General features: G+C 72.8%; 21 protein-coding genes and 1 tRNA gene. 19 read left to right on the top strand and 3 right to left on the bottom strand.

All coding sequences use genetic code 11. The annotated features are described in order from the left end of the window. Positions 1–146 precede the first annotated feature (146 nt). The 10 genes from obgE to C1C97_RS02325 all read left to right on the top strand — a co-directional run bounded on the left by obgE (position 147) and on the right by C1C97_RS02325 (position 8,524). Positions 147–1,748 (top strand): GTPase ObgE, encoded by a 1,602-nt coding sequence (gene obgE / locus C1C97_RS02370; protein WP_121029871.1) that lies wholly within the window; start codon positions 147–149, stop codon positions 1,746–1,748. Beyond that, positions 1,741–3,015, top strand: coding sequence for a glutamate 5-kinase (gene proB, locus C1C97_RS02365; protein ID WP_233542669.1), 1,275 nt, complete (start codon positions 1,741–1,743; stop codon positions 3,013–3,015). Before obgE ends, proB begins: the two co-directional genes overlap by 8 nt. A gap of 64 nt (positions 3,016–3,079) precedes the next feature. Further along, positions 3,080–4,387, top strand: coding sequence for a glutamate-5-semialdehyde dehydrogenase (locus tag C1C97_RS02360; protein ID WP_121029870.1), 1,308 nt, complete (start codon positions 3,080–3,082; stop codon positions 4,385–4,387). A 79-nt stretch (positions 4,388–4,466) separates the two neighbouring features. Continuing rightward, a complete protein-coding gene (locus tag C1C97_RS02355; protein WP_110920731.1) occupies positions 4,467–4,724 on the top strand; it encodes a hypothetical protein in 258 nt (85 codons plus the stop codon). Positions 4,725–4,783: 59 nt separating this feature from the next. Further along, positions 4,784–5,518 (top strand): nicotinate-nucleotide adenylyltransferase, encoded by a 735-nt coding sequence (nadD, locus tag C1C97_RS02350; RefSeq protein WP_407657257.1) that lies wholly within the window; start codon positions 4,784–4,786, stop codon positions 5,516–5,518. After that, positions 5,515–6,417, top strand: coding sequence for a hypothetical protein (locus tag C1C97_RS02345; RefSeq protein WP_121029868.1), 903 nt, complete (start codon positions 5,515–5,517; stop codon positions 6,415–6,417). Before nadD ends, C1C97_RS02345 begins: the two co-directional genes overlap by 4 nt. A 33-nt stretch (positions 6,418–6,450) precedes the next feature. Then, positions 6,451–6,855 carry a ribosome silencing factor gene (gene rsfS, locus C1C97_RS02340; RefSeq protein ID WP_121029867.1) on the top strand — a complete coding sequence of 135 codons (405 nt, stop codon included), beginning with the start codon at positions 6,451–6,453 and terminating at the stop codon, positions 6,853–6,855. A 159-nt stretch (positions 6,856–7,014) separates the two neighbouring features. Further along, positions 7,015–7,087, top strand: a tRNA-Ala gene (locus C1C97_RS02335). A gap of 181 nt (positions 7,088–7,268) precedes the next feature. Continuing rightward, the gene (locus tag C1C97_RS02330) at positions 7,269–7,889 is read left to right on the top strand and encodes a PIG-L deacetylase family protein (RefSeq protein WP_147406038.1); all 621 of its coding nucleotides are present in this window, start codon (positions 7,269–7,271) and stop codon (positions 7,887–7,889) included. Beyond that, complete coding sequence (locus tag C1C97_RS02325; RefSeq protein ID WP_121029865.1) at positions 7,886–8,524, top strand: WbqC family protein; 639 nt, start codon at positions 7,886–7,888, stop codon at positions 8,522–8,524. Before C1C97_RS02330 ends, C1C97_RS02325 begins: the two co-directional genes overlap by 4 nt. 38 nt (positions 8,525–8,562) lie before the next feature. Here the strand turns inward: C1C97_RS02325 and C1C97_RS02320 are convergent, their stop codons facing one another. Continuing rightward, positions 8,563–9,819: a glycosyltransferase family 4 protein gene (locus C1C97_RS02320; RefSeq protein ID WP_121029864.1), complete on the bottom strand. Its 1,257-nt coding sequence runs from the start codon at positions 9,817–9,819 to the stop codon at positions 8,563–8,565. A gap of 388 nt (positions 9,820–10,207) precedes the next feature. Here C1C97_RS02320 and C1C97_RS02315 point away from each other — a divergent pair, with 388 nt between their 5' ends. From C1C97_RS02315 to C1C97_RS02300, 4 genes are all read left to right on the top strand, one after another. Beyond that, positions 10,208–11,167: a bile acid:sodium symporter gene (locus tag C1C97_RS02315; protein WP_121029863.1), complete on the top strand. Its 960-nt coding sequence runs from the start codon at positions 10,208–10,210 to the stop codon at positions 11,165–11,167. Positions 11,168–11,250: 83 nt separating this feature from the next. Next, complete coding sequence (locus tag C1C97_RS02310; protein ID WP_233542668.1) at positions 11,251–12,204, top strand: hypothetical protein; 954 nt, start codon at positions 11,251–11,253, stop codon at positions 12,202–12,204. A gap of 317 nt (positions 12,205–12,521) precedes the next feature. Further along, positions 12,522–16,646: a Pls/PosA family non-ribosomal peptide synthetase gene (locus tag C1C97_RS02305; protein ID WP_233542667.1), complete on the top strand. Its 4,125-nt coding sequence runs from the start codon at positions 12,522–12,524 to the stop codon at positions 16,644–16,646. Next, the gene (locus C1C97_RS02300) at positions 16,643–18,073 is read left to right on the top strand and encodes a DUF418 domain-containing protein (RefSeq protein WP_121029862.1); all 1,431 of its coding nucleotides are present in this window, start codon (positions 16,643–16,645) and stop codon (positions 18,071–18,073) included. Before C1C97_RS02305 ends, C1C97_RS02300 begins: the two co-directional genes overlap by 4 nt. 102 nt (positions 18,074–18,175) lie before the next feature. Here C1C97_RS02300 and C1C97_RS02295 read toward each other — a convergent pair whose 3' ends face one another. After that, positions 18,176–18,949 carry a 4'-phosphopantetheinyl transferase family protein gene (locus C1C97_RS02295; RefSeq protein ID WP_110920694.1) on the bottom strand — a complete coding sequence of 258 codons (774 nt, stop codon included), beginning with the start codon at positions 18,947–18,949 and terminating at the stop codon, positions 18,176–18,178. Next, positions 18,946–19,704 (bottom strand): thioesterase II family protein, encoded by a 759-nt coding sequence (locus C1C97_RS02290; RefSeq protein WP_110920693.1) that lies wholly within the window; start codon positions 19,702–19,704, stop codon positions 18,946–18,948. Before C1C97_RS02290 ends, C1C97_RS02295 begins: the two co-directional genes overlap by 4 nt. A 337-nt stretch (positions 19,705–20,041) precedes the next feature. Between C1C97_RS02290 and ybaK the strand changes: the two genes are divergently transcribed. The 5 genes from ybaK (at position 20,042) to nrdH (ending at position 26,542) form a co-directional block, all read left to right on the top strand. Next, positions 20,042–20,545 (top strand): Cys-tRNA(Pro) deacylase, encoded by a 504-nt coding sequence (ybaK, locus tag C1C97_RS02285; RefSeq protein ID WP_121029861.1) that lies wholly within the window; start codon positions 20,042–20,044, stop codon positions 20,543–20,545. 226 nt (positions 20,546–20,771) lie between these two features. Beyond that, positions 20,772–21,179, top strand: coding sequence for a hypothetical protein (locus C1C97_RS02280; protein ID WP_121029860.1), 408 nt, complete (start codon positions 20,772–20,774; stop codon positions 21,177–21,179). Positions 21,180–21,254: 75 nt separating this feature from the next. Then, positions 21,255–24,839, top strand: a complete 3,585-nt coding sequence (locus C1C97_RS02275) for a DNA polymerase III subunit alpha (RefSeq protein ID WP_121030497.1) — start codon at positions 21,255–21,257, stop codon at positions 24,837–24,839. A gap of 63 nt (positions 24,840–24,902) precedes the next feature. Beyond that, positions 24,903–25,973, top strand: coding sequence for an App1 family protein (locus C1C97_RS02270; RefSeq protein WP_121029859.1), 1,071 nt, complete (start codon positions 24,903–24,905; stop codon positions 25,971–25,973). Between the two features lie 332 nt (positions 25,974–26,305). Next, complete coding sequence (gene nrdH, locus C1C97_RS02265; protein WP_110919879.1) at positions 26,306–26,542, top strand: glutaredoxin-like protein NrdH; 237 nt, start codon at positions 26,306–26,308, stop codon at positions 26,540–26,542. Positions 26,543–26,714: the final 172 nt, after the last annotated feature.

Below are 26,714 nucleotides of genomic sequence, written 5' to 3'. Positions count from 1 at the left end.
AATCTTCGGACCCCAGGGTCCACCCGCCGCCACGTCCGCGTGGCGGCGACCACTGGAGGGTGGGCGCGTCACGCGCTCACCCTCTAGTCTTTTGAGCAGAACCCCGGTCCGCCCGCGCGCGGGTGACCCAGAGTGCGAGGAGCCACGTGGCCAGTTTTGTTGATCGAGTCATCGTGCACGCCACGGGCGGCAATGGCGGCCACGGCTGCGTCTCCGTCAAGCGCGAGAAGTTCAAGCCCCTGGGCGGGCCGGACGGCGGCAACGGCGGTGACGGCGGCTCCGTGATCCTGCGCGTGGACGGGCAGTCCACCACGCTGCTGGGCTTCCACCACGCACCCCACCAGAAGGCCCCCAACGGTGAACCCGGCAAGGGGGACATGCGCCACGGGTTCAAGGGCCAGGACCTCGTGCTCTCCGTGCCGGCCGGCACCGTGGTCAAGGACCGTGAGGGCAACGTGCTCGCGGACCTGCTGGGGGAGGGCAGCGAGTACGTGCTGGCCGCCGGGGGCATGGGGGGTCGCGGCAACGCCGCCCTGGCCTCGCCCAAGCGAAAGGCCCCCGGCTTCGCACTGCTCGGCACCCCGGGTGAGGAGCAGGAGGTGGAGCTGGAGCTGAAGTCCATCGCGGACGTCGCCCTCGTGGGCTTCCCCTCCGCCGGCAAGTCCAGCCTGATCGCCGCGATGAGTGCCGCGCGCCCCAAGATCGCGGACTACCCCTTCACCACCCTGGTGCCGAACCTCGGGGTGGTGCAGGCCGGTGACACCCGCTTCACCGTGGCGGACGTCCCCGGTCTCATCCCGGGTGCGTCCGAGGGCAAGGGCCTGGGTCTGGAGTTCCTGCGCCACGTGGAGCGCTGCGCGGCGCTGGCGCACGTGATCGACTGCGCCACCCTGGAACCGGGTCGCGACCCGCTGAGCGACCTCGACGCCCTCGAGGCGGAGCTCGCCCACTACGCGCTGGCCATCCAGGACGAGGACCCCGCGGCCGTTCCGCTCACCGAGCGCCCCCGGCTGGTGGTGCTCAACAAGGTGGACGTCCCCGAGGCTCGGGAGCTCGCGGACTTCATCCGCCCCGAGCTCGAGGAGCGCGGCTACCCCGTCTTCGAGATCTCCACCGCGTCCCACGAGGGACTGCGGGAGCTCGGCTTCGCCATGGCGCAGCTCGTGGCGCAGGCGCGCGAGCAGGAGGAGCGGCGCGGGGAGGAGCAGCGCACGGTGACCGTGCTGCACCCCGAGCCCACGCGGCGTCGTCGTGGCAGGGACCGCCAGGAGTTCATGATCACGCGCGAGGACCGCGCCGAGGAGCCGCTGTACCACGTGCGCGGCGAGAAGCCCGAGCGCTGGGTGCTGCAGACGGACTTCAACAACGACGAGGCCGTGGGTTACCTCGCGGACCGCTTCGCCAAGCTGGGGATCGAGGACGAGCTGTTCCGGATCGGAGCCAAGCCGGGCAACGCGGTGCTCATCGGCCCGGAGGAGAACGGCGTGGTCTTCGACTGGGAGCCCACCATGGTGGGCGGCGCCGAGCTGCTGGGCGGGCCCCGCGGCACGGACCTGCGCATGGAGGAGACCTCCCGGCCCACCCGCCGCGAGAAGCGGGAGCAGTTCTACGACCGCATGGACGCCAAGTCCGAGGCGCGCGCCGAGCTCGAGCAGGAGCGCCGCGCGGGGATCTGGACCGAGTCCGTGGACAGCGCACGCGACCGCCGCCGCCCGTCCGAGACGAAGGAGACGCACGACAGTGAGTGACACGCCCCACCGCGAGAAGACCCCCACCGAGACCATCGACGTCTCGGCCGTGGAGCAGCAGGCCTCCAAGTCCGCCATCCAGCTCAGCACGGAGAGCCGCGGCAAGAACCGGCGCTCGGCCATCGGCGGCCGCGACGAGCTGCCCAGGGCCCGCCGCGTGGTGGTCAAGGTGGGCTCTTCGTCCCTGACGTCCATCGAGAACTCCATCGACGAGAACGCGCTGCGGAACATCGTGGACGCGCTCGGCCGGATCAAGGCCCAGGGGGTGGAGGTGGTGTTCGTGTCCTCGGGTGCGATCACCGCGGGGCTGCAGCCGTTGGGGCTGTCCAGACGGCCCAAGGACCTCGCCACCAAGCAGGCCGCGGCGTCCGTGGGCCAGGGCCTGTTGATCTCCCGCTACACCGAGTACTTCGCGCGCTACCACGTGACGGTGGGGCAGGTACTCGTGACCGCCGAGGACCTGATGCGCCACTCGCAGTACAAGAACGCGCACCGTCAGATCGAGCGGCTGCTGGACCTGGGGATCCTGCCCATCGTCAACGAGAACGACGCCGTGGCCACCCACGAGATCAAGTTCGGGGACAACGACCGGATCGCGGCGCTGGTGGCGCACCTGATCAAGGCGGACGCACTGCTGCTGCTCTCGGACGTGGACGCGCTCTACACCCGGCCCCCCAAGGACGGCGGCGAGCGGATCGCCACGGTGGAGGACCCCATCACGGACCTCGAGGGCGTGGAGATCGGAACGGTCGGCCGTGCCGGCGTGGGCTCCGGAGGCATGGTGACCAAGGTGCAGGCGGCGCGCATCGCGGCGTCGTCCGGCATCCCGGCGCTCGTGACGTCCGCGGCGAACATCGAGAAGGCCTTGGCCGGCGAGGACGTGGGCACGTGGTTCTCCACCACGGGCGGGCGGCGCAACGTGCGCCTGCTGTGGCTCGCGCACCTCGCGGACATCAAGGGCACCCTCACCCTGGACGACGGCGCCGTGGAGGCCGTCCGCGGCCGGCGCTCGCTGCTCGCCGCCGGCGTGACCGCCGTGGCCGGGACCTTCGGCGCGGGGGATCCGGTGTCCATGGTGGACTCGGACGGCGTCGAGGTGGGTCACGGCCTGGTCAACTACGGCTCGGACGAGATCCCGGGGATGCTCGGCAAGCGCACGTACGAGCTGGGGGAGCAGTTCGGGGAGGACTACGCACGCGAGCTCGTGCACGTGGACAACCTCGTGAACCTGCGCCCGCGCTCCGCCCGCACCACGCTCAAGAAGTAGTCCGTCAACAGACCCGCGGGCGCGCACCCGCCGCCCGAGCAGCCGACGACCCACAGGAGGAACCGTGGCCGAGAACACGTCCGTACTGACCGCCCAGGAGACGTTCGGGGAGGACCCCGTGGCCGGCGTCGGTCTCATGGCCGACGACGCCCGCGTGGCCGCCCGCGCGCTCGCGAGGGCGCCGCGCGCCTGGAAGGACCGCGCGCTGAACCTGATGGCGGACCGCATCGAGGCCCGCCGGGACATCGTCCTCGAGGCGAACTCGCGGGACCTGGAGCGCGGCCGCGAGGCGGGAACCTCTGCGGCACTGCTGGACCGGCTCAGGCTCGACGCCGCCCGGATCACGGGTCTGGCCGACGCCCTGCGGGAGCTCGCGGCACTGCCCGATCCCGTGGGGTCCGTGGTGCGCGGCCGGACGCTGGCTAACGGGCTGCGGATGCGGCAGGTGCGGGTCCCCATGGGCGTGGTGGGCGCGATCTACGAGGCGCGGCCCAACGTGACCGTGGACATCGCCGGGATCGCCGTGAAGTCCGGCAACGCGGTGCTGCTGCGCGGGGGGTCCGCGGCCTTCGACTCCAACCGCGCGCTCGTGGGGATCCTGCGGGACGCCCTGGCGGACGCCAAGCTGCCCGTGGACTGCGTGCAGACCGTGGACGACTACGGCCGGGAGGGCGCCAACGCGCTGATGGGCGCCCGCGGCAAGGTGGACGTGCTCATCCCGCGCGGCGGCCGGGGGCTCATCCAGTCCGTGGTGACCAGCGCCACCGTTCCCGTGATCGAGACCGGTGAGGGCAACGTGCACGTGTTCGTGGACCAGTCCGCGCCCGCGGAGATGGCCGCCCGGGTCACCGTGAACTCCAAGACCCACCGCACCTCCACGTGCAACTCCGCGGAGACCCTGCTGCTGCACAGCGGCGCGCAGGAGAGCTCGCGGGAGGTGCTGGCCGCCCTCGACAAGGCCGGGGTCACCCTGCACGTGGACGACCGCGCCGCCGCGCTGCTGCCCCCGGGCTCGGACCACCTCAAGGCCACGGACGAGGACTGGGCCACCGAGTACCTGGACATGGACATGGCCGTGAAGGTCGTGGACTCCCTGGACGAGGCGCTCGAGCACATCCGCCGGTACTCCACCGGGCACACCGAGGCGATCGTGACCAACGACCTCGCGAACGCCGAGCGCTTCACCGCGGAGGTGGACTCCGCGGCCGTGATGGTCAACGCGTCCACCCGCTTCACCGACGGCGGCCAGCTGGGGCTCGGTGCGGAGATCGGGATCTCCACGCAGAAGATGCACGCCCGCGGCCCCATGGGCCTGGAGGAACTGACCACCACCAAGTGGCTGGTCCAGGGTGACGGGCACGTGCGCCCGTGAGACGTACCATGGAACGGACGTCACCCGGGACGTCCGCCGCATTCGTCCACCGGCGCCGCCGGCCTGAGAAGGGAACCGCATGAGCTCCATGTACCTGTTGTCCACCGCCACCGTCATGGCCGCCGAGGAGACGCACTCCATCAACGAGGAGCTCCACGCCATGGCCCCGGTGTTCGGTGCCGTGGCGTTCACGCTGTTCGTGCTGGGCCTGCTCGTGGCGCTGTCCTTCGCCCCGCGCGGCAAGTCGCCCGAGGTGGGCGAGTACCAGGATCCCGCCCAGCTGCCCGCGGACGAGCAGGCCATGCTGGACAGCGTGCACGCCGCGCCGCGCCACTGAGCCCCGGTTCCCCCGGAGTGAATCCCACGAGTGCCCCGGCGACCGCGGCCGAGACGGAGCTGAACATCCCCCCGCGGACCCCGGGCAGGACCCGGCTGGGAGTGATGGGCGGGACGTTCGACCCGATCCACCACGGGCACCTGGTCGCGGCCTCGGAGGTCGCCACGGTCTTCGACCTGGACGAGGTGGTGTTCGTGCCCACGGGCGAACCCTGGCAGAAGGCCGGTCAGGACGTCTCCGACGCCGAGGACCGCTACCTCATGACCGTGGTGGCCACGGCCTCCAACCCGCGCTTCACCGTGTCCCGCGTGGACATCGAGCGCCACGGGCCCACCTACACGATCGACACCCTGCGGGACCTGCACACCCAGCGCCCGGAGGCCGAGCTGTTCTTCATCACCGGCGCGGACGCCATGGCGGAGATCCTCACGTGGAAGGGCGCCGAGGAGCTCTGGCGCCTGGCCCGGTTCGTGGGGGTCACCCGCCCCGGTCACGTGCTCTCCGCACCCGTGGGCTCCGAGAGCGTGTCCCTGCTCAACGTCCCCGCCATGGCCATCTCCTCCACGGACTGCCGGGCCCGCGTGGCCGCCGGCAAGCCCGTGTGGTACCTGGTCCCGGACGGCGTGGTGCAGTACATCAACAAGTACGGTCTCTACCGCGGTGCCGCCACGGACCGGCCCCCGGGGCACCTCGCGGCCACCCCGCCCGCCGGGTCCGAGACCACCGCACCGTCCCCGTCCGCCCCCACGGACCCGTCCGAGAACCCCCGCTCGGACCCGAGGAGCACCGCATGAGCACACCCCCGCACAACACGGCTCCGGCAGGCCCGAACGGCCCCTGGTCCTCCCACCCCGCCACCGGTGAGCACGAGCGGATCTCCCCGCCCGCACCCATGATCGAGCTGGACACCCCGCAGCAGTCCCAGCCGGTGAAACCCCTCGGGCCGCGGCGCCTGGCCCGGCTTCAGCGCGAGATGGCCGAGCACGCCCGCGAGATCCAGGAGTCGCAGCAGGGCGCCCGCCCGGAGGACGTGGACGAGGCCCTGCTCGCGAAGCAGCACCGGCTGGCGGACCTCGCGGTGCGCGCCGCCGCCGCGAACGAACGGGACCGGCGCGACGCCGCGCGCGCCCTCGCGGCCCAGCCCGCCGCGTCGGAGCCCTCCGGGACCGCGGTGGAGCAGGACGGCGCTCCGGACGGGAGCGCCCCCGGACCGGGGTCGGGACGCCTCGACGTGGCGTTCCCCGCCGCCGTCCGGGCGCACGCCGGCGGGGTCCATCTCACCCCGAGCCACGCGGACCCCGCGTCCCTGCCCGCCTCGCCGGTGCACTACGGACCGGTCACGGAGACCACCCGGATACCCGTCCAGGTGCTCCCGGAGCGGAGCCCCGCCGGGGATCCCGCCACCGGGCACCGGGACACGGCCGCAGCCGTCCCGGTAACGCCGTCGCCCGCGTCCGGGCAGGACACCGCGGTCGGCACCGACGGGGGGACGACGCCGTCGGCCGCGGACCGCTCGGCGGACGCCCCCGCCGCGGCGCCCGCCGAGCCGGTGCGGGCGGTGGACGCCGAGGGGCTGGAGCTGCTCGAGCCCGCGGCCTACACGCGCGGCAGTGCCACCACGCGCGTGCTGCTCGCGCTGCTGCTCGTGGTGGTCGCGGCGCTGGCCGCCGTGCTGATCATCTTCATCCTGTGACATCGACCCCGTGCGAAAGGACTGCACACCTCTGTGACTGCAACCACCGAATCCATTGACTTCGTCCGGGCCGCCGCGCGCGCCGCGGACCGGAAGAAGGCCGAGAACGTCGTGGCCTTCGACGTCAGCGACAGCCTGGCGATCACCGACGTCTTCATGGTGACCTCCGCACCCAACGAACGGCAGGTGGCCGCCGTGGTGGACGCCGTTGAGGAGACGCTCATCGAGCACTTCGACCGCCGGCCCCTGCGCCGCGAGGGCAAGGGGGAGGGCCGCTGGGTGCTGCTGGACTACGGCGACGCCGTGATCCACGTCCTACACGACGAGGACCGCGAGTTCTACGCGCTCGAACGGCTCTGGGGCGACTGCCCGGCCATCGACGTGCAGCTTCCGCAGGCCCCCGCGCCGGCCGACGACGCCGCCCCACGAGCGGTCTGAAACCTCCCCCTCCCGGGGATTTGCGCGCGCCCGAGCATCCTGTCTAGGATGATCGAGTCGTTCCGGGGAACTGGAGACGCGGCCGCCACTGAGCCGCTCGGATCAAGAATCCGGGTGAACGGGCAGTGACGGAAGCGTGGTAAGGTTTCGGAGTCGTACGGGGCTATGGCGCAGCTGGTAGCGCACCTGCATGGCATGCAGGGGGTCAGGGGTTCGAGTCCCCTTAGCTCCACGGAACAGTTAGATCCCCCCACCGGGAACGGTGGGGGGATTTTTCGCGTCCGGGAACGTGGGACCGTCTCGGGCCGGACCCCGGGCGCCCACGTGTCACGGCCAGGGGCCCCGGGTGACTAGCATGGATCAGCAGCGTGGCACCCGCGTCCGCGCACACCCGAATCCCGTGGGGGCAACCGATGAGGCGACTGGTCATCGCGCCGCACATGGACGACGAGAGCATGGGCTGCGGGGGACTGCTGGCCAAGTTCCCGGACGAGTGCACCGTGGTGGTCGTCGCCGCAGGGGACGCCACGCGGCGTCGTGAGTTCGCCCGCGCCATGGATGTGCTGGGCGTGGCACGGACCCGGGAGCTGGACCTGCCGGACGGCACCGTGGGCTCCCACATGCCGGATCTGGTCCGGCGGCTGGACGAGATCTGCGCCGAGCTGGAGCCGGACGAGCTGTACCTGCCGTTCCCCTCGCTGCACCAGGACCACATCTCCGTCTACGAGGCCGGGATGCGCACCGCGCGGCTGTCGATGTCCCCCGGCCACTGGTCCGCGCCGTCCGTGTTCGTGTACGACGTGGCCGTCTACGACGTGAACCTCTACCCGAGCGACCTGCGCTGGAACACCTTAGAGCCGCTCACCGCGGAGCAGGCGGACCGCAAGGCCCGGGCGTGCCTGTGCTACGAGTCCGAGATCCCGGGGGAGAACCACCCCATCACCGCGATCAAGGACCTCGCCGCGGGCCTGGGCCGGGTGCGCGGGGTGGCCTACGCGGAGCAGTACGCCCTGGTGCGGCACGTGCGCTCATGAGGGTCACCATCCACCAGCCGGACCTGCTGCCGTACTCCGGGTTCTGGTACAAGATGGCGGTCTCGGACGCGTTCGTCGTGTCCCGGCACGACCAGTTCCAGAAGCACGGGTACCAGCGCCGCGTGAGGATGCGGGACTCCTGGGCCTCCCACCGGCTGGCCGGCAAGCCCGCGCTGGTTCCCATCACCGAGGTCACGGTGCTGGCGGGGTGGCAGGAACGCCTCACCGGCATCATCGAGGGCCGCTACCGCGGTGCACCGCAGTGGAAGCGCCGCGGCCCGGAGATCGTGGAGCGCATCCGCGGCCTCACCGGGACGGCCCTGGACGAGGTCAACCTCGGGATGATCGAGATGATCCGGGACATGCTGGGCATCACCACCCCGCTGATGTTCACCGACCCGCCGCGGCGCACGGCCACCGATCGGCTCATCGAGCAGGTCACGGCCGTGGGCGGGGACGAGTACTACGCGGGCACCGGGGGCAGGTCCTACATGGTGGCGGAGCCGGAGGCGTACTTCGCCGCACACGGTCTGAAGCTCACCTGGTCCGACCACGTGCCCGTCACGGGGGACTCCGTGCTGAGCCTGCTCATGGACCGGGAAGATCCCATGCCCGCGATCATGAACCACGGCTGACGCCGCCGCGCAGCCGGCACGGGCCCGCAGCAGTCGGCTCAGGTGGTGAACAGCCCGCGCCAGGCGGCGTCGTCGTGCGGTTCCAGCCCCGCGGCCTGCAGGATGCGGTGCGCCACGAGATCCCACGTGAACAGCCGTGCGCGCTCCCGGCCGGCCTCGCCCATGCGCCGCGCCGTGGCGGGATCGGCCATGCGCTCCATGGCCGCCACGAGCTCCGGCACGTCACCGGGGGTCACGGTGAGGCCGGCGGTCCCGATCATGTCCCCGGCCCCGCCGCGCCGGGAGCCGATGCTCGGCACGCCCGTCGCCGCGGCCTCCACGTGCACGATGCCGGCCGGTTCGAAGGTCGTGGGCACCACCAGGCACGTGGCGCGGGCGTAGAGGGCGGCCAGCTGCTCCCGGGGCCCGGGCTCGCTCGTGCGCAGGAATCCGTGGCCGGTCACTCCGGGCAGGTCCACCGCCGGGTGGTTTCCCACCAGGTCCAGGCGGGCCGCGGGATGCCGCGCGTGGACGCGGGAGAAGGCCTCCAGCAGGACGGGCCCGTTCTTGTCCTCCCACGCCTTGCCCACGAACAGGAAGCGCGGGGTGCTCCAGTCCTTCGCACCACCCGGGCCGCCCGCACCACCCGCCGCCGTGCCGGGCAGGTGGTTGGCGCCCAGACCCACGGGGAAGACCTTGGCCGGGTCCACCCCGTAGTCCTCGACCACGGATCCCGCGGTCCACGGTGTGGCGGTGCAGCATGCCGTGGCGTCCCGGAACGCCCGTGCCTGGGCGCGCACCCGCATCCGCCGGGTGCCCCGGCCCACGCGCGCCCACTCCAGCTCCCCGGCCGCGACGGCCTGGACGACGGTGAGATCCTCGAACGTGATGACCCGCGGGTGGTGGACCTCGAAGGACGTGCCCAGGCGCAGAACCGCGTCCAGCGACCCCGCGCGGGCGATCTCCCGGCGCATCCGCAGCGATCCGAGCGCCCTGTACTCGGCCCCGATCCGTGCGGCGGACTTCGCGTGGTCCACGGCCTCGGGCAGCGGCTGACCGCGGCGGATCGCGGGAATCCGCGGGATCAGGCGCGGCACGGCCAGGGCGCGCTGCAGACCCGCGTCCACGGCGTCCCCGGCGCGCGCACTGAGCCCCACGACGTCGTGGCCCTGGGCCCGCAGCGCGTTCCCGATGCCCCGCGGGGTGCCGGACCAGGAAGCGGGGTCGAAGGGATCCCCGTGGTAGGCCAGGCCCAGGTGCAGCGCGCCGGTCCGCCGCCGTGCGGCTGAAGGGTCCGAGGTGGAGTCGGCCGTCATGCTCCCACCCTAGACACGCCCCGGGTCGCCCGACGCCGCCCGCGCCCCGGCCACGCGGCGCCGTGCCGGATCGGCGCCCGCCCCCTGGCGGTCCGGTGACCGGCGGGAGCGTGCCCCGCTGCGTCGGCGATCCCGCGCGGCGGCCCCCTCACGGGCTCGCCCCACGTCATGGCGCGGGGAACGGTTTGCCGCCGGGCACCGCCCCTCCCTACATTCGACAGGACATGCGAATCGCCAGGAGGACCCCGTGAGCCGGTGCACCGCTCGTGTCGTGGTCCCGGCGCGTCTGGCCGGTTCGGACACCGACGATCCGCGGGTGGCCGGGGTCGGCAGCGTCGTCCCGGACGCCGTGGACCTCGTGCGACGGCCTCGATGAACGACCCCGCCGATGAGTGAGTTCCTGCAGCGGTTCCAGGTGCACCTGTACCTGGCCGCCATCGCACTGGGCGCCGCGGCCGGTTGGCTCGTGCCGCCCCTCGGCGAGGCCGTGGAACCCGCGGTGACTCCCGTTCTGGCCCTGCTGCTGTACGCCACGTTCCTCGGGATCCCCCTGCGGCGTCTCGGGCGGGCCTTCCGGGCACCGCGGTTCCTCGCGGGCGTCCTGCTCCTGAACTTCGTCGCGGTTCCGCTCGTGGTGCTGGCGCTCGTGCACGGCACCGGACTGCAGGGCCCGCTGCTCACCGGTGCGCTGCTGGTGCTGCTCGCCCCCTGTGTGGACTACGTGATCGTGTTCACCGGGCTCGCCGGTGGCGCCGCGGACCGCCTCCTCGCCACCACCCCCTTCCTCATGCTGGCGCAGATCCTCGCACTGCCCGTGCTCCTGCGGTGGTTCCCGCAGGCGGATGCCGCGGGGGCCCTGCCGTGGTCGCGTTTCACCGGGGCGCTCGTGCTGGTGGTCCTCGCGCCCCTGCTCGCGGCCGCGGTCACCCAGTGGGCGACGTCGCGGGGCCCGCTCGGCCGGGCCTGGGAACGTCGCGTGGCGGCCGCCATGGTGCCCCTGATGATGCTCACGCTGGGAACGGTCGTGGCCTCGCAGACCGCGCGCATCGGCTCCCGGGTCGCGGAGCTGCTGCCGCTCGTTCCGCTCTACCTCGGTTTCGCCGCGGTGATGACCGTCCTCGGGTGGGCGGCAGGTCTCGTGGTCGGACTGGGCGGTCGCGAGCGCCGCGCCGTCCTGTTCACCGGGGTGACCCGAAACTCGCTCGTGGTGCTGCCGCTGGCGCTTGCAGTCCCCGGGACGTCCGGTGCGGAACCCCTGGCCGTGGTCACGCAGACCCTCGTGGAGCTGCTGGTCATGGTGGTTCTGGTGTGGCTCGTGCCGCGGCTGGTCCCGGTCCCCGAGGGGTGACGGCGCAGGGGGGGGGCGAGCGCGTCCCGGGGCGGGGCAGGAGCGGCGCGGGGCGGCGTCGTGGGCGGGGTACGATTCTCGCCATGCCTAAGAGCCCCTCCAGGGCGGGCGCGAAGCGGGTGGGATGGCGCACCACGGCCGTGGTGGTCCTCCTGGTGCTGCTGGTCGCGGCCGCCGCGCTGATCGCCGTGGACCCGTTCCGGTCCGCCGCTGCCCCCACCACGGACTGCACCCGGTACGGGCTCGCCGCGGACGATCCCCGCGCCCACCCGCACACGGTCACGCGCGCCACGCAGCACACCGACGAGGACCAGACGCAGGCCGGGGCGCTGGGCCGACTGGACCGGTCCTTCACGGAGCGGGGGGTGACGAGCAGCTACCACGTTCTCGACGGCGGCGTGGACACCTCCCGGCCCGTGGGGCTGGTGATGGACCTGCACGGTGACGGCGGTGCGGAGTTCTACGAACCCGGCGGCCGCACCACGTGCCTCGCGGCGGTGGCGGCCTCCCACAACGACCTCCTGGTGGTGCCGCTCACACCCGACTGCCCGGGGTCCTGCACGTGGTGGAAGAAGCTGCGCCCGAACCTGCGCTGGCTGCGGGCCCTCACCGAAAAAGAATTGTTCAAGAATTTACCCGTGCAAAGCAATCGGGTCACCTGGATGGGATACTCCGGCGGCGCGGAAATGCTCAGTTACGGGATCCTGGGCGAAGCCCCGGACCTGGTCACGGGCGGCGCGGTCATGGTGGGCGGCGGCGGGTCGCCCGGCGCGCTCCAGGAGTCCGCCACGCCCCGGCAGAAGAGGGACCTGCGGCTGTGGTGGTTCACGGGCGCGCAGGACGACGGGACGGACCCCGATGCCTCGTTCGACGCCGTGAGCGCCGCCACAGCGGGCCACCGCTTCTACGAGAAGCGCGGGTTCCAGCGCACCCGGCTCGAGGTGCTGCCGGACCACGACCACTTCGACATGCCGGACGCCGCCGTCCTGGACGAGCTGCTGAGCGCCGAGGACCCCTCGGCCACGGCCCGCGGGTGACACCGGGAGACACTGCGAAGAATGTGAGCTGAATGACAGGAAATACCCGGCCCCGCCGCTATTCCTGGGCGGCCGCCCGCATTAGTCCCTGTATTGCACGTGAGTTCGCCCCTGCCGTATCCTGATGCCACAGACTGGGCCAGCAGGGGGACTTTTTCGCTGGGAACCATCGCGCGCTGTTCCGGATGTCGCGCCGTCGTGTCGGTCGGGGGACCTGCACGGCATGATTCAAACATCCGCACCGACGTACCTCGACCGAGGACCACGTCTGTCTCCTCCTGCGTCACGGGCCCATATCGAGGGGGAGCGTACTAGCAGTGGACAGTCAAGAACTCAGCGGCGGGGCCCACGCGGCCACCGCCGACCGGGGCGTGGCCCCGGACAGAGCGGTGTACCCGGTGGAGCAGCCACCGGCGCCGCGCACCCTGGTGGACATCGTGCTCGACACCGTCGAGCAGTTCCCGGACGCGATCGCCCTGGAGGACGAGAACGAGTCCGTCCCCTACGGCGAGCTGGAGGACCGGATCGAGACCCACGTCCAGCGGCTGTGGGACATGGGGATCGGACGCGGTGACCGCGTGGGTGTCCGCGTGCCCTCCGGCGGGGTGGACCTCTACGTGGCCATCCTCGCCACCCTCTTCGCCGGCGCCGCCTACGTGCCCGTGGACTGGGACGACCCCGACGAGCGCGCCCACACCGTGTGGGAGGAGGCCGGCGTGGCGGCCGTGTTCGGGCAGGGACTCGAGCTGACCCGCAACCCCGCCGTGGCGACCGGGCAGCAGACGGAGACCCCGCGCACCCGCGACGACGCCTGGATCATCTTCACCTCCGGCTCCACGGGCAAGCCCAAGGGCGTGGCCATCAGCCACCGCTCCGCCGCGGCCCTCGTGGACGCCGAGGCGCAGATGTACCTCCAGCGCCGCCCCCTCGGCCCCGGGGACCGCGTCATGGCCGGGCTCTCGGTGGCGTTCGACGCCTCGTGCGAGGAGATGTGGCTCGCGTGGCGCCACGGTGCCACCCTGGTGCCCGCGCCCCGCAAGATCGTGCGCTCCGGTCCGGACCTGGGCCAGTGGATCGTGGACAAGCAGATCACCGCGGTCTCCACCGTGCCCACCCTCGCGTCCCTGTGGCCCAGTGAGGCCCTGGACAGGGTGCGGCTGCTGATCTTCGGCGGCGAGGCCTGTCCGCTGGAGCTCACCAAGCACCTGGTGCGCCCGGGCCGTGAGGTGTGGAACACCTACGGCCCCACCGAGGCCACCGTGATCGCCACGGGAGCCCTGCTCACGGGTGAGGCGCCCATCCGGATCGGCCTGGCCGTCCCGGGGTGGGAGCTCGCCGTCGTCGATGCCGAGGGACAGCCCGTGGCGTGGGGCGAGACCGGCGAGCTGATCATCGGCGGCGTGGGCCTGGGCCGCTACCTGGACCCCGCGAAGGACGCCGAGAAGTACGCGCCCCTGGAGTCCCTGGGATGGGAGCGCGCCTACCGCTCCGGCGACGTGGTGCGCGCGGACCCGGAGGGCATCGTGTTCGCCGGCCGCGCGGACGACCAGGTGAAGGTCTCGGGCCGGCGCATCGAGCTCGGCGAGATCGACAACCAGATGACCGAGGTCCCGGGTGTGAAGCTGGGTGCGTGCGCGGTGCACTCCACCCCGGGCGGTGGCAGCGTGATCGCCGGCTACCTGGTGCCCGAGTTCGAGGGCTCCGTGGACCTCTCCGAGGCGCGTCGCTGGCTCGTGGAGCGGCTGCCCGGTGGCATGGTCCCGGCGCTGTGCCTCATGGACGAGCTGCCCATGAAGACCTCCGGCAAGGTGGACCGCAAGGCCCTGCCCTGGCCGCTGCCCAGTTCCAACGACGACGGCTCCGCACCGCTCACGGGCGATCTCGCGTGGCTCGCCGAGCTGTGGGCGGACCAGCTGGGTCCGCTGCCGTTCACCGCGGACAGCGACTTCTTCGCCATGGGCGGCAGCTCCGTGGCCCTCGCCCGCCTGGTTTCCGCGCTGCGCAGGACGCACCCGGACACCGAGATCGCCAAGATCTACGCGCACCCCACGCTCGAGGGCATGGCGGGGTACCTGGCCACGCTCGGCGAGTCCCACGACGTCAAGCGGGACCCCCAGCCCATCCCGGCGGCCACCGGGTGGCTGCAGGGGCTGTTCATCCTGGCGCTCAACGTCATCAACGGCTTCCGCTACGTGCTGGGCTCCGTGATCGTGGTCTGGATCCTGGCCGTGGTGGCCGACGCCGGATGGGTTCCCACACCGCCGCTGTGGCCCCTGGTCGTGGGCTGGCTCGTGATGTTCTCGCTCCCCGGACGCGTCCTCGTGGGCGCCGCCACCGTGCGGGCGCTCACCGCAGGGCTGAAACCGGGGCACTACCCCCGGGGCAGCTGGAACCACCTGCGCGTGTGGGCCGCCGAGCGCGTGGTGGTCTACAACAAGTACGACGTCCTCACCGGCACGCCCATGGCGCGCACCCTGCACCGGCTGTTCGGCAACCGGATCGGCAAGGACGCCCATGTGTACAACACCCCGCCCGTGACCGGGCTCGTGAGCGTGGGGGACCACGCCACCGTGGAGTTCGAGGCGGACCTCTCCGGCTACTGGCTGGACGGGGACGTCTTCCACGTGGGCGCCATCGAGATCGGGGACCACGCCCGCGTGGGCACCCGCACGCTCGTGGACCCCGGCATGCGCGTGGGCCACGGCGCCGAGGTGCTGCCCGGCTCGCACGTGAGCCGCAGCGTGCCGGACGGCGAGCTGTGGGGCGGCTCCCCGCTGCGCCACCACGGCGCCGCGGGCCTCACCTGGCCCGAGGACTCCCCGGAGGCCGTCGGCGGGCTGAGGACGTGGGGGCGGGTGCAGTCCCACCTCGCGTTCACCGCCGGTGCGGCCCTGGTGGGCCTGCTGCCGTTCCTGGCGCTGATCCCCGGCGCGCTGCTCGTGCTCACCCGGGTGATCCGGATCCAGGAGTACGAGATCGTGTTCCCGATCGTGGCCGTGTGGGTGCCCGTGTTCACCATCGTCACCGCCGTGGTGTGGCTGCTGCTGGTGGTCGCGACCGTGCGCCTGGTGTCCGTGCTGATCGTTCCCGGGTACTTCCCGCAGAACGGTCCGGTGGGGTGGGCCATGTGGCTGACCGAGACGCTCATGCAGCGCACCCTGATCTCCACCTACCCCATCTACGCCTCGTGCATCACCCCGTGGTTCATGCGGCTGCTGGGGGCGAACGTGGGGCGCAACGTGGAGATCTCCACCGCGGAGACCATCCCGCACCTCACCACGCTCAAGGACGGCTCCTTCCTGGCGGACCACGCCCTGGTCACCTCCCACCGCGCCGGTTTCGGCTGGCTCCACGTGGGGACCTCGGTGATCGGCGAACGCACCTTCGTGGGCAACTCCGGGATCGTGGGTCCGGACCGGGACCTGCCCGCCGACGCCCTCGTGGCCGTGCTCAGCTCCGCCCCGCACCACGCCCCCGCCGGATCCTCGTGGCTGGGGCGCACCGCGGAGCCCATTGCGCGCGCCAAGACGGAGGCGGACTCCGAGTCCACCTTCCAGCCGCAGCGCCGGCTCAAGGCCGCGCGCGCGTTCGTGGAGTTCTTCCGATTCCTGCCCGCCATGGTCTCCGCGTGGCTGGACCTGATCATCGTGTACGTGCTCACCGACATCTACATGTCCCACGGCATGGGCGTCAACGGCGTGGTGGCCGCGTTCGCGTGGTCCGGCGTGGTGCTCACCGTGGCCAGCACGGTGGCGTGCCTCGTGCCGGTGCTGGTGAAGTGGGCCCTGATGGGGCGCTTCCGTCCCAGTGAGCGTCCACTGTTCAGCTCCTTCGTGTGGCGCAACGAGCTCACGGACGTCTTCGCCGAGTCCCTGGCCGTGCCCTCCATGATCCGCCTGAGCGTGGGCTCGCCCATGTTCAACCTGTGGGCCCGCCTGATGGGTTCGCACATCGGACGCAGCGTGTGGTGCGAGACGTGGTGGCTGCCGGAGTTCGACCTCGTGCGCCTGGAGGACAACGTGTCCGTGAACCGCGGCACCGTGCTGCAGACCCACCTGTTCCACGACCGCATCATGCGCATGGAACCCGTGACCATGCGCCGCGGCTCCACCCTGGGCCCCAACAGCTTCGTGCTGCCCGGTGCGACCATCGAGGAGCGCACCACCGTGGCGCCCGGTTCCCTGGTCATGCGCCAGGAGACGGTGCCCTCGGACGGCAACTGGGGCGGCAACCCCATCCGTCACCTCGAGCCGGGGGACCAGGTGGTCAGCGCACAGGTGCTGCCCACCCCGGCGCCCGTCTCCTCCCGGGGGGCCCACGCCGCGTCGTCGGGCTCCGCCGCCATCACGCAGCACACCGCGGGCTCCACCGCGGCCGCCGCGCCCACCGCCGTGATCCCCACCCGGGAACGCGCCGCCCAGCACGAGGGAGCCACCGAATGACCCAGCAGAGTCTCGACGAGAACGTCGTGGAGGGCGACCTCCCGGTGGGGCAGCGGCCCCGGCCCGGACGCCGCCCACCCCGTGAGGTGTGGTTGGGGGACCGCGGAGACGGGGGCAGGACCGCCGCCGAGAGCGGGCTGTGGACCTCCGCCACCCCGGTGGTGACCGCGCCCCCGCGCTCCGCCTCCACCCCGCGTCAGGGGGCCGTGACCCGCAACGTGACGAGCGCGGACGGGCGGCGCACCAAGCGCCGCATCATGGGCGTGGACGTGGCCCGCGGGTTCGCGCTCGTGGGCATGGTCGCGGTCCACGTGCTGCCGGCCGTGGCCGACGCCGACGGCAACCCCTCGGTGGAGTGGCAGCTGTTCGCCGGGCACTCGGCCGCGCTGTTCGCCACGCTGGCGGGCGTGAGCCTCGCGTTCATGACCGGCGGGCGCAATCCTCGCCTCGGCCGCGAGGGCAGCCGCGCGAGGGTCTCCATCCTGGTGCGTGCCCTGGTGCTGTTCCTGGTCGGGTTGAGCGTCAACCTGCTGGACCTGCCGGTGTTCAACATCCTCATCTACTACGGTCTGATGTTCCTGGTGGCCATCCCGTTCACCCGCATGAGCGTGCGGTGGCTGCTGGCCTGCGCAGCGTTCTTCGCGGTGGTCATGCCGTTCGTGATGCAGTGGTCGCTGTCCGTGCTGCCGGCCCACGTGTACGGCAACCCGAGCTTCCCGGAGCTGTTCACGGATCCGGGGGCCGTTCTCGCGGAGCTGTTCCTCACCGGCACGTATCCGGCGCTGCCCTGGATGACGTTCATCTGCCTGGGCATGGCCCTGGGCCGGCTTCCCCTCTCCCGGGACCGCGTGCAGGTGCTGCTGGTCATCGTGGGCGCGGTGATGGCCGCGGTGGCCCGCGGGATCTCGCTGCTGATGCTCATGCGCTTCGACCTCGAGGACGCGCTGATCGAGGCGACCCCGTGGATGACCTCGGACGACGTGTGGAACATCCAGGTCTACGGACCGGACCCCCAGCTGCCGGACACCTCGAACCTGTGGCTGCTGCTCTCGGGCCCGCACACCAACACGCCGTTCGCGCTGCTCGAGAGCGCGGGACTGGCCATGGTGGCCCTGGGCGCGTTCCTGCTGCTGTGCCGCGTGATCGGCAAGTGGCTGACCTGGCTGGGGGCGATGGGCTCCATGACGCTCACCCTGTACGTCTCGCACCTGGTGTTCCTGGCCCTGGTGTGGACGGACAGCACGCCCTGGTTCTGGTACATCGTGCAGATCGTGGTGGCCGCGCTGTTCGCGGTGGCGTGGCAGAAGGCCGTGGGCAACGGCCCGCTCGAGCGGCTCGTCACCCGGGTCTCCAAGGGGGTGGCCGCCGCGGTGGTCCCGCCGGAGAGGTCACCGGCGCACCGTGGGGCGCGGACGGGTCGCCACTAGCTCCCGCCACCGGATCCCGGTGCCCGTCCGGCCGCGGGGCCGGACGGGCACCGCCGGGGACCGGCGCACCCGGGTGCCCCCGGGGAACCCGTCGAACGGACCTCAGCCCACCGGGCCGGGGTCCGTTCGCCACGCCACGGCCAGGCGGGCGTTCTCGCGTGCGGTGGTCCGCACATCGCTCACGGTCCAGTCGTGTCCGTAGCAGGCCCGCGCCGCCGGGCCGACGTGGATGCCGGCCGGGTCGCGGGACAGCCCGGTCTCCCAGCCCTTCACGAGCGCTTCGACGCGCGTCCACGTGCGGGTCACGGCCGCGGCACGACGCCGCCCGCGCAGCCGGGTGAGCCGCGCGCGGTCCGCGGGGTGCAGGACGTCCAGCAGCACGTCGGCCTCGACCGCCGACTGCAGCCGCTCCACGTCCACCCCCACCGCGCGCTGGGCGGTGACCAGGGCCACGACGCCCGCGGTGCGGGACACCGAGAACCGCACCGGGTGGACCCGGCCGAGCTCGGGCGACGGCGCGGTCCCCGGGCCGGGAGCCGCGGTCACGGCGCCCGCCCGCCCGTGGATCGCGCGCGGGGCGCCGCTGCGGGGGTCGTGGTCGAGGGGGACCTCGTGGGCCCGGCACCCGAGGCGGTGAGCCAGGACGTGGCGCAGCGCCACCCGCGAGACCACGAACAGCTCACGGGCCCGGGTCTCCTCGATGGCGCACGCCCGAGCGGCTTCCGCCCCGGTGAGGCAGCCCGCCGCCGAGAACGCCCACTCCGAGAACTCCGGCAGCGGGAGCACGTGCAGGGTGAGGTCCGCCGGGGCACCGGGCACGCGGCGTCGGACGTCCGCCCACACCGGCTGCCGCACCGCGGTGCTCCGCGCGCTCACGGGGTGTCCCCGGCGGACCCGCGCAGGGCCCGGTGCAGCAGCTCGGGGTGCTCCAGCAGCCCGTGATGGCCCCCGGGCACCGTGAGCGCGGCCACCTCGGCGTCGGTCGCGTGCGCCCAGCCCGCCATGCCCTGTGCCGTGGCGGTGCGGTCCCGTTCGGCGGACACGAGCAGCAGGGGCGTGCGCCAGCGGGGCGGGGCGGTGTCGTGGGCCAGGGACGCCCGCAGGTCCGCGCGCAGCGGTGTCAGCACCAGCTCACGCAGCTCCGGGTCCGCGAGCAGCTCCCGGGGCGTCCCGCCGAGCTCGAGGAGCCAGGCCGTCAGGGCGGCGTCGTCCTCGAGCACGGCGGCGAGCGCGGGATCCGGGGCCGGAGGCGTGTCCTTCGCGGAGAGGGCCACCCGGTGCAGCCGCCCGGGGCGGCGTCGGTCCACCGCGGCGGTGAACTCGGCGGCGAGCAGGGCCCCGAAGGAGTGCCCCAGAACGGCGGTGGGGACGTCGTCGGCGTCCAGGACGGGCAGCAGCGCGGCCACCGCCTCGGCCACCGCGGTGGCCACGGTCACGGGGGTGTTCTCCGCCGTGCGGGACTCCCGCGCGGGGCGGCGGTGGACGAGGACCTCGGTGTCGGCGGTCAGGAAGACCCTGCCGGAGAGGCCGCCCGCCCCGGCGTGGGGGAAGACGATCAGTCGGTACCGCGGTGGGGTGCCGCCGGTGCTCCAGCGGGCCAGGGCCGTGGCGGGGGGTGGGGTCGTGGCCAACTTCCCGGACCTCCTGAATCCTGAGTGGGGCGAGAGCCACCTCCGGGCCCCGCGGCCTCCGATCCCGTCGTCGGACGTGCGGGCGGCGGGCGTCCGGTCCTGCGGGGGGCTGGACCGGGCGCGCGGTCGCGCGGTGCGGGGAACGGGGAGGGCGCGGGTGGCGGCGGTGGTGCTGGGGGAACACTCGTCCGCGCGGCGGGAGGGTCGTAGGCTCGGGTGCCGGGGACTCGCACCTCTCGTGCTGCGGGCTTGGGACCACAGTACCCAACGTGTGCTCCGGCGCCATCCGGCACGGCGGGAGGCGTCCCCGCGAACCACGACCGAACGGAGACGAGACATGACCACGAGGAAGCAGAAGTCCTCCGCCACCCCGGCCACCCGCGCACTGAGCGAGGCGGGCGTGCCGTTCCGGGAACTGTCCTACGAGCACGACCCACGGGCGGAGTCCTACGGGAACGAGGCCGCCGAGGCCCTGGGGCTGGCACCGGAGGCCGTGTTCAAGACACTCGTGGTCTCCCTGGACCACGGCGGGTTCGGGGTGTGCGTGGTGCCGGTGGCCGCGCGGGCGGACCTCAAGGCCGTCGCGGCGGCGCTGGGCGCGAAGAAGGCGCACCTGGCGGACCCCGCGGACGTGCACCGGCTGACCGGCTACGTGCTCGGGGGAGTGAGCCCCCTGGGACAGCGCTCCACGCTGCCCACGGTGGTGGACGAGAGCGCGCGGTCACTGGCGGAGCTGTACGTCTCGGGCGGGCGCCGGGGATTCGACGTGGGCCTGCGGCCGGAGGACCTCGTGCGGGTCACGGGCGCGGTCGTCGCCGCCGTGGCGCAGGGGGGCGCCTGACACGCTCGCGCCCCCCCCGGCCCCGCGCCGACGCGCAGCGTCCGCGCGCACCGGTGTGCTCCCGGGCCGGGGCGGTTTCCGGGGCTGCTCCCCGGTTCACCCCCGCCCGCCGCGGGGCAGGGGTTCCGCCGCGTCCCCCACCCCCGGCCGCTTATGCGTGTCGGACGGTCTTGGCACCGTTCCAGGAGTCGAATAAAGTTTCGAATACCTGGGAGGGTGATCCACCATGACGATGCCGGACGTGACGGGAACGGAGCGGTACGAGGACCCGTGGTCCGGGGTCCCGGTGATCGGTGCGGGCGCCGTCGAGGAGGTTCCGGAACGGGCGTGGCCGCCCGCCGCGGGATCCGGCACGGACGGCGTCTCGGTGCACTGCAGCGCCTCGGGGGAGCCCCTCGAAGTGGTCCACCGCGGGTGCCGGCACCGTGTGCTGCAGCCCGTGATCCACTGGTACGAACGCCGGAACTGGTGGGATGTGGCGGACCGCGTCCCTCGTGAGAGCGAGATCAGCGCGGTGGATCGGGAGTGCTGGCGCATGCAGGCCGTGGAGCCCGGGGCACTCATGGCGCGCACCTTCGACCTCACGCGGGACCAGTTCACCGGGCGGTGGCGGGTGCTCCGTGCCGGCTTCTGACGGGACCGCCCCGCCCCGCACGCGGGGGACCGCACCCCGGTTGACAAACATTCGAACACAGTTTCGAATATGGGCATGTGGTTCCCTCACCTTCACGTGGCCTCGGCCTTCAGCGCGCACTACGGTGTGGCGCGCCCCGAGGAACTCGCCGAGGCGGCGGCCGGGCAGAACGCGGAGATCCTGGCGTGCACGGACCGGGACGGGCTCTACGGAGCCGTCAAGCACGTGTTGGCATGCCGGGCCCGCGGCATCGCCCCGGTGCTGGGGGTGGACCTGGCCCTGCTGGGGGCCAGCCCCGGCGGGGGAGGGGAACCCGCGCGCCGGGGCGGGAGCGAGCGGCGTCGTGCGGCGGCGCCCCCGGTGGTCGGGCGGGTGGTCGTGCTGGCCACCGGGCACAACGGCGGGACGGGGTACGCGGCGCTGTGCCGGCTGGTCTCGGCCGCCCACCGGGCCCACGACCGCTCCGCCGCGCACCCCGTCGGCCTCACCGGGGCGCAGATCGCCCGGCACGTGCAGCGGGCCGCCCGGCACGGGGACCCAGGACTCGTGGTGCTGGTGGGCCCGGACTCGGACGTGGGCCGGCTGCTGGCCCGACGGCGCTACGGCGGCGCGCGCCAGGCCCTGAACCGCTGGCGGCTCCGGCTGCCCGCGGGAGCACTCGTGGTGGAGACCGCAACCCACCTGGCGCCCCAGGGAGCTCCGCTGAGCACGGGGCACGCCGTGCGCCTGTACGAGATCGGTCGCGCGGCGGGTCTGCCCGTGGTGCTCAGCAACGCCGTGCGCTACGCCCACCCGGGACAGGCGGTGACCGCGGACGTCCTGGACGCCGCCCGCACCCTCATGTCCCTCGAGGAGCTCGCCGGGACGGACCGGGGCGTGCTGCAGCCCAACGGGCAGGGCTGGCTCAAGGACCCCGACCGGATGACCCTGCTGGCCCACGAGATCACCCGTGCCGCGGACCGGGGGGACGCCACGCCCGCGGGGCTGCTCGCGGACACGCACCGCCTCGCCGAACGCTGCAGCCTGGACCCGCAGCAGGACCTCGGGATGGGCACGCCCGTGGTCCCCGAGGCCTCCGTGCTCGGTCTGCGGGGGGACCCGGACCGCGAGCTCGCGCAACGCTGCCACGCCGGGCTCGCGCGGCTGCACGCGGGGGAGGACTGGGACCGCACGGTCCCCGGACTCAACCGGGAGTCCCTGCGGGGACGGCTGGAGCGGGAACTGGCCGTGATCTCCCAGCTGGGCTTCGCCGGCTACTTCCTGACCGTGGCCGAGGTCTCGGAGCTGATGAGCGCCATGGCGGTGCGCCACGCCGCCCGCGGCTCCGGCGTCTCCTCCCTGGTGGTGCACCTGCTCGGGATCTCCCCGACGGACCCGCTCGAGTACGACCTCGTCTTCGAACGCTTCCTCTCCCCGCTGCGGCCCAACCTCCCGGACATCGACATCGACATGGAGAGCGCCCGGCGCCACGACGTCTACCGGCGGATCTTCGAGCGCTTCGGGCCCCGGCGCGTGACCCTCATGAGCATGCAGAACGCCTACCGCTCCCGCGGTGCCGTCCGGGACGCCGGGCTCGCCCTGGGCCTCGGACCCCGGGACGTGGACCACGTGGCGGGCCAGCTGTGGCGGGTGCCCGGGGGGACTCTGCGCGAGGAGATCTCCCGCCGCCCCGAACTCGCGCCCCTCGCGGAGCGGCTGCGGGACAACCGGCAGCTGGACCTGCTCGTGGACCTCACGGAACGCCTCGACCGGCTGCCCCGCCACATCTCCATGCACCCGTGCGGCGTCATCCTCTCCGACACCACCCTGCTGGAGCGCACCCCCGTCCAGGCCAGCGGGATCGGGCTGCCCATGTCCCAGTACGACAAGCACGACATGGACCCCATGGGCCTCATCAAACTCGACGTCCTGGGGGTGCGGATGCAGTCCACCCTGGCCCACGCCGTCGCGGAGGTCGCCCGGCTGCACCCCCACGAACCACCCCCGGACCTGGACGCCATGCCCCGGGACGACCCTGACACCTTCCGCCTCATCAGCTCCACCCACACCCTGGGATGCTTCCAGATCGAGTCCCCCGGGCAGCGCGAACTCATCGGGACCATGGGACCGGAGGAGTTCAGCGACCTCGTCGTGGACATCTCCCTCTTCCGCCCCGGGCCCATGCAGGCCAACATGGTCCGGCCCTACCTCGACGCCCGCCACGGCTGGAGCACCCCCGTCTATCCCCACCCGGACCTCGAGGAGATCCTCGCCGAGACCCGCGGGGTGGCCGTCTACCACGAGCAGATCATGCGCATCATGGACCGGATGACCGGCTGCGGACTCGGGCGCGCGGACGTCTGGCGGCGCCTGCTCGGCTCCCCCTCCGAAGGGCCCGTGGAGACCGCCTTCCGGGACGGCGCCCGCGCCCGCGGCTACACCCCCCACGTGATCGACACCGTGTGGCAGATCCTCCACGCCTTCGGCAGCTTCGGATTCTGCAAGGCCCACGGGGTGGCCTTCGCCGTGCCCACCTACCAGTCCGCGTGGCTGAAGACACACCACCCGGAGGCGTTCATGGCCGGGGTGTGGGAGCACGACCCCGGGATGTACCCCGCGCGGCTGCTCGTGGGAGAGGCCCGGCGCATGGGGATCCCCGTGCTCGGCCCGGACGTCAACCGCAGCGGCGAGCACCACCGGGTGGAACCCGTCACCCCGCGTCCCGGGACCGTGTGCTCCGGGGACCTGGACGCCGGGATCCCGCACACCCAGGACGGCGCGTGGGGCATCCGAATGTCGTTGGACGTCATCACGGGCATCACCGCCCCCGAGATCGAGCGGATCCTCGCGGGGCAGCCCTACAGCACCCTGGCCGAGCTCCGGACCCGGGCCCGCCCCTCCCGCAGGAGCCTGCAGCGCCTGGCCACCGCCGGGGCGCTGGACGGCCTGCTGCAGGGCTCGGGAGCCCGCGCCTCCCGCGCGGACATGGTCCACTTCCTCACGGACCGCGCGGACCAGCCGGCCCACGGGCGGGGTGCCGCCGCGCGCTCGCAACCGGGGGAGGGGCAGCTGGCCCTGCCCCTGGGGGACCTGGACCTGACGTCCCTGCCGGCCCGGCTGCCCGAACCGGGCCTCCGGGAGAGGGTGCGGGCGGAGCTGGACACCATGAACGTGGAGGTCAGCGCCCACCTCATGGACTCCCACGCGGAACTCATGCGCACCTACGGGGCCACGCGCGCCCAGGACCTGCTGGGGCTGCGCAGCGGGAGCGAGGTGGTCGTGGCCGGTGTGCGGGTCTCCACCATGACCCCGCCCATGCGCAGCGGCAGGCGCGTGGTCTTCATCTCCCTGGACGACGGCTCCGGGGCCGTGGACTGCACGTTCTTCGACGAGGCCCAGGCCGCCTCGGGGAACGTGCTCTTCGCCCCCACGCTGCTGCTGGTCCACGGCCACACCCGACGCACCGGCCCGCGGGGGATCGGCATCCAGGCGGCTCGTGCCTGGGACCTCTCCCGCCCCGAGACCCTCCCGGACCCCCGCACGCTGCTGGGTTCCCGGCCGTTCCCCTCCGGGCCGCCGCGCACACCCGACCCCGGGCCCCCCGGCCGACCGCACGGCCGCGCCGGCTCCCGCCACACCCCCGCCGCACCAGCGGCCCGTGACCGGGCGGTGCCGCGATGACACAGCACCGCGCCACGAACCCACCGCCCATCACGTCCCCTCGCCTGTGGAACACTGAGCACCATGGCGAAGAACAGTGGCGGAGGGGATCTGCTGCCTACCGTGGACCAGGTCACGGAAGAGGCAATCAACATCGGCTACCGCTTCGACCAGAAGCTGCAGCGCTGGCGCCAGGGCCGGGCGGTGCAGCGGGGGGACATCCCCACCATGCTCGCCTTCGACGGCTACGGCAGCCCGCGCTACGTCCGCGCACTGGGACGCGTCCTGCTCAAGACGCGCTCGCTGAGCGAGGACACGGACGACGCCGCCGAGTCCATCCGCGGCTGGCGTTCGTTCTCCTCGGTGCCCTACGCCTTCGCCCACGTGAACGTGTGGCTGGGGGACCACGAGTTCCACCTCGTCGCGGACAAGGGCGGCGTGATCGACGTGGACCTCAACGTCTCCATGGCGCCGGGGGTGCACTCCATCTACATGCAGGCGGAGGGCTCGGAGGTCACCGAGGCCACGGTGACCGTGGTCTCGGACCAGCAGCACCTGGGTGTCGTGTGCGACGTCGACGACACCGTCATGGTCACCGCGCTGCCGCGTCCCATGCTCGCGGCCTGGAACTCCTTCGTGGCCAACGAGCACGCGCGCATCCCCACCCCGGGGATGTCCACCATGATGGACCGGCTGCGGCGCAAGCACCCGCACGCGCCGTTCCTCTACCTCTCCACGGGAGCGTGGAACGTGGCGCCCACGCTGCGCCGCTTCCTCACACGCAACGCCTATCCGGCCGGTGCGCTGCTGCTGACGGACTGGGGACCCACCACCGAACGGTGGTTCCGCTCCGGCTCACAGCACAAGGTGCAGAACCTGCAGCGCCTGGCCCGGAACTTCCCGCACGTGCGGTGGATCCTCATCGGCGACGACGGCCAGCACGACCCGCAGATCTACTCGGGCTTCGCCCAGCGCCACCCGGACTCCGTGGCGGCCATCGTGATCCGCAACCTCTCGCCCACCGAGGCCGTGCTGGCCTCGGGTGCCCGCATCTCCGACGGGCACCGCGTCACGGTGCCCGAGGGCGTCCTGTGGATCGAGGCGAACGACGGCGCGTCCATCTCCGACCAGCTCGCGAGCGCCGGCCTGCTCTGACCGCCCGGCCGCCGCCGTGCCACGAACCCGAGCGTGACGACGCCCCCGAAATATTTTTTCGGTGGGTTGTGGAACGTTCCCTGTCCACATCCCGGGTCGGAAAACCGCGTGATCGTGCGGGCCTGCTCGGCGCCGCCCTGTGGACAACAGGGGGATAAAGCAGTGGGCCCTGTGGAACACGCGACCACATCATGTTGGGTGCTCTACCCACACGCACTACTAGATGTAGTATTGACGCAGATGATCAATCGCCTGGCGCACCCCCCGGATCACGAGCCGACCGGCCCCGGGAGCGCCGGAGAACCGGTACTTTTCGCAAGGAGAAATGGGCTATGTCCGTCACCGTGTATTCCAAGCCGTCGTGCGTCCAGTGCAACGCCACCTACCGGGCCCTCACCAAGAAGGGCATCGACTACACCGTCGTGGACGTCACCGAGGACACCGCCGCCTACGAGCACGTAGTCGCCCTGGGCTACCAGCAGGTTCCCGTGGTGGAGACCGGCACCGAGCACTGGTCCGGGTTCCGCCCCGACAAGATCAATTCCCTGGCGCTGCTGCTCTCCGCCTGACCCCGGTTCCCGGCGGGACCGCCGCTCGCACCCGGTTCCCGGGCAAGCAGGTCCGGGCGGTTGGCCACGGCTCGCGGACCGGCTCCGGGCCACTCCCAGGGCGCCGTGGGACCGGCGTCGGACCCGTGTCGGGACCGCGTTCGCCCCGAAAACCGTCACCACCCAGCACGAC

Source organism: Kocuria tytonis (genome assembly GCF_003226895.2).
Classification (GTDB): domain Bacteria; phylum Actinomycetota; class Actinomycetes; order Actinomycetales; family Micrococcaceae; genus Kocuria; species Kocuria tytonis.
This window is presented reverse-complemented; position numbering and strand designations above follow the sequence as displayed.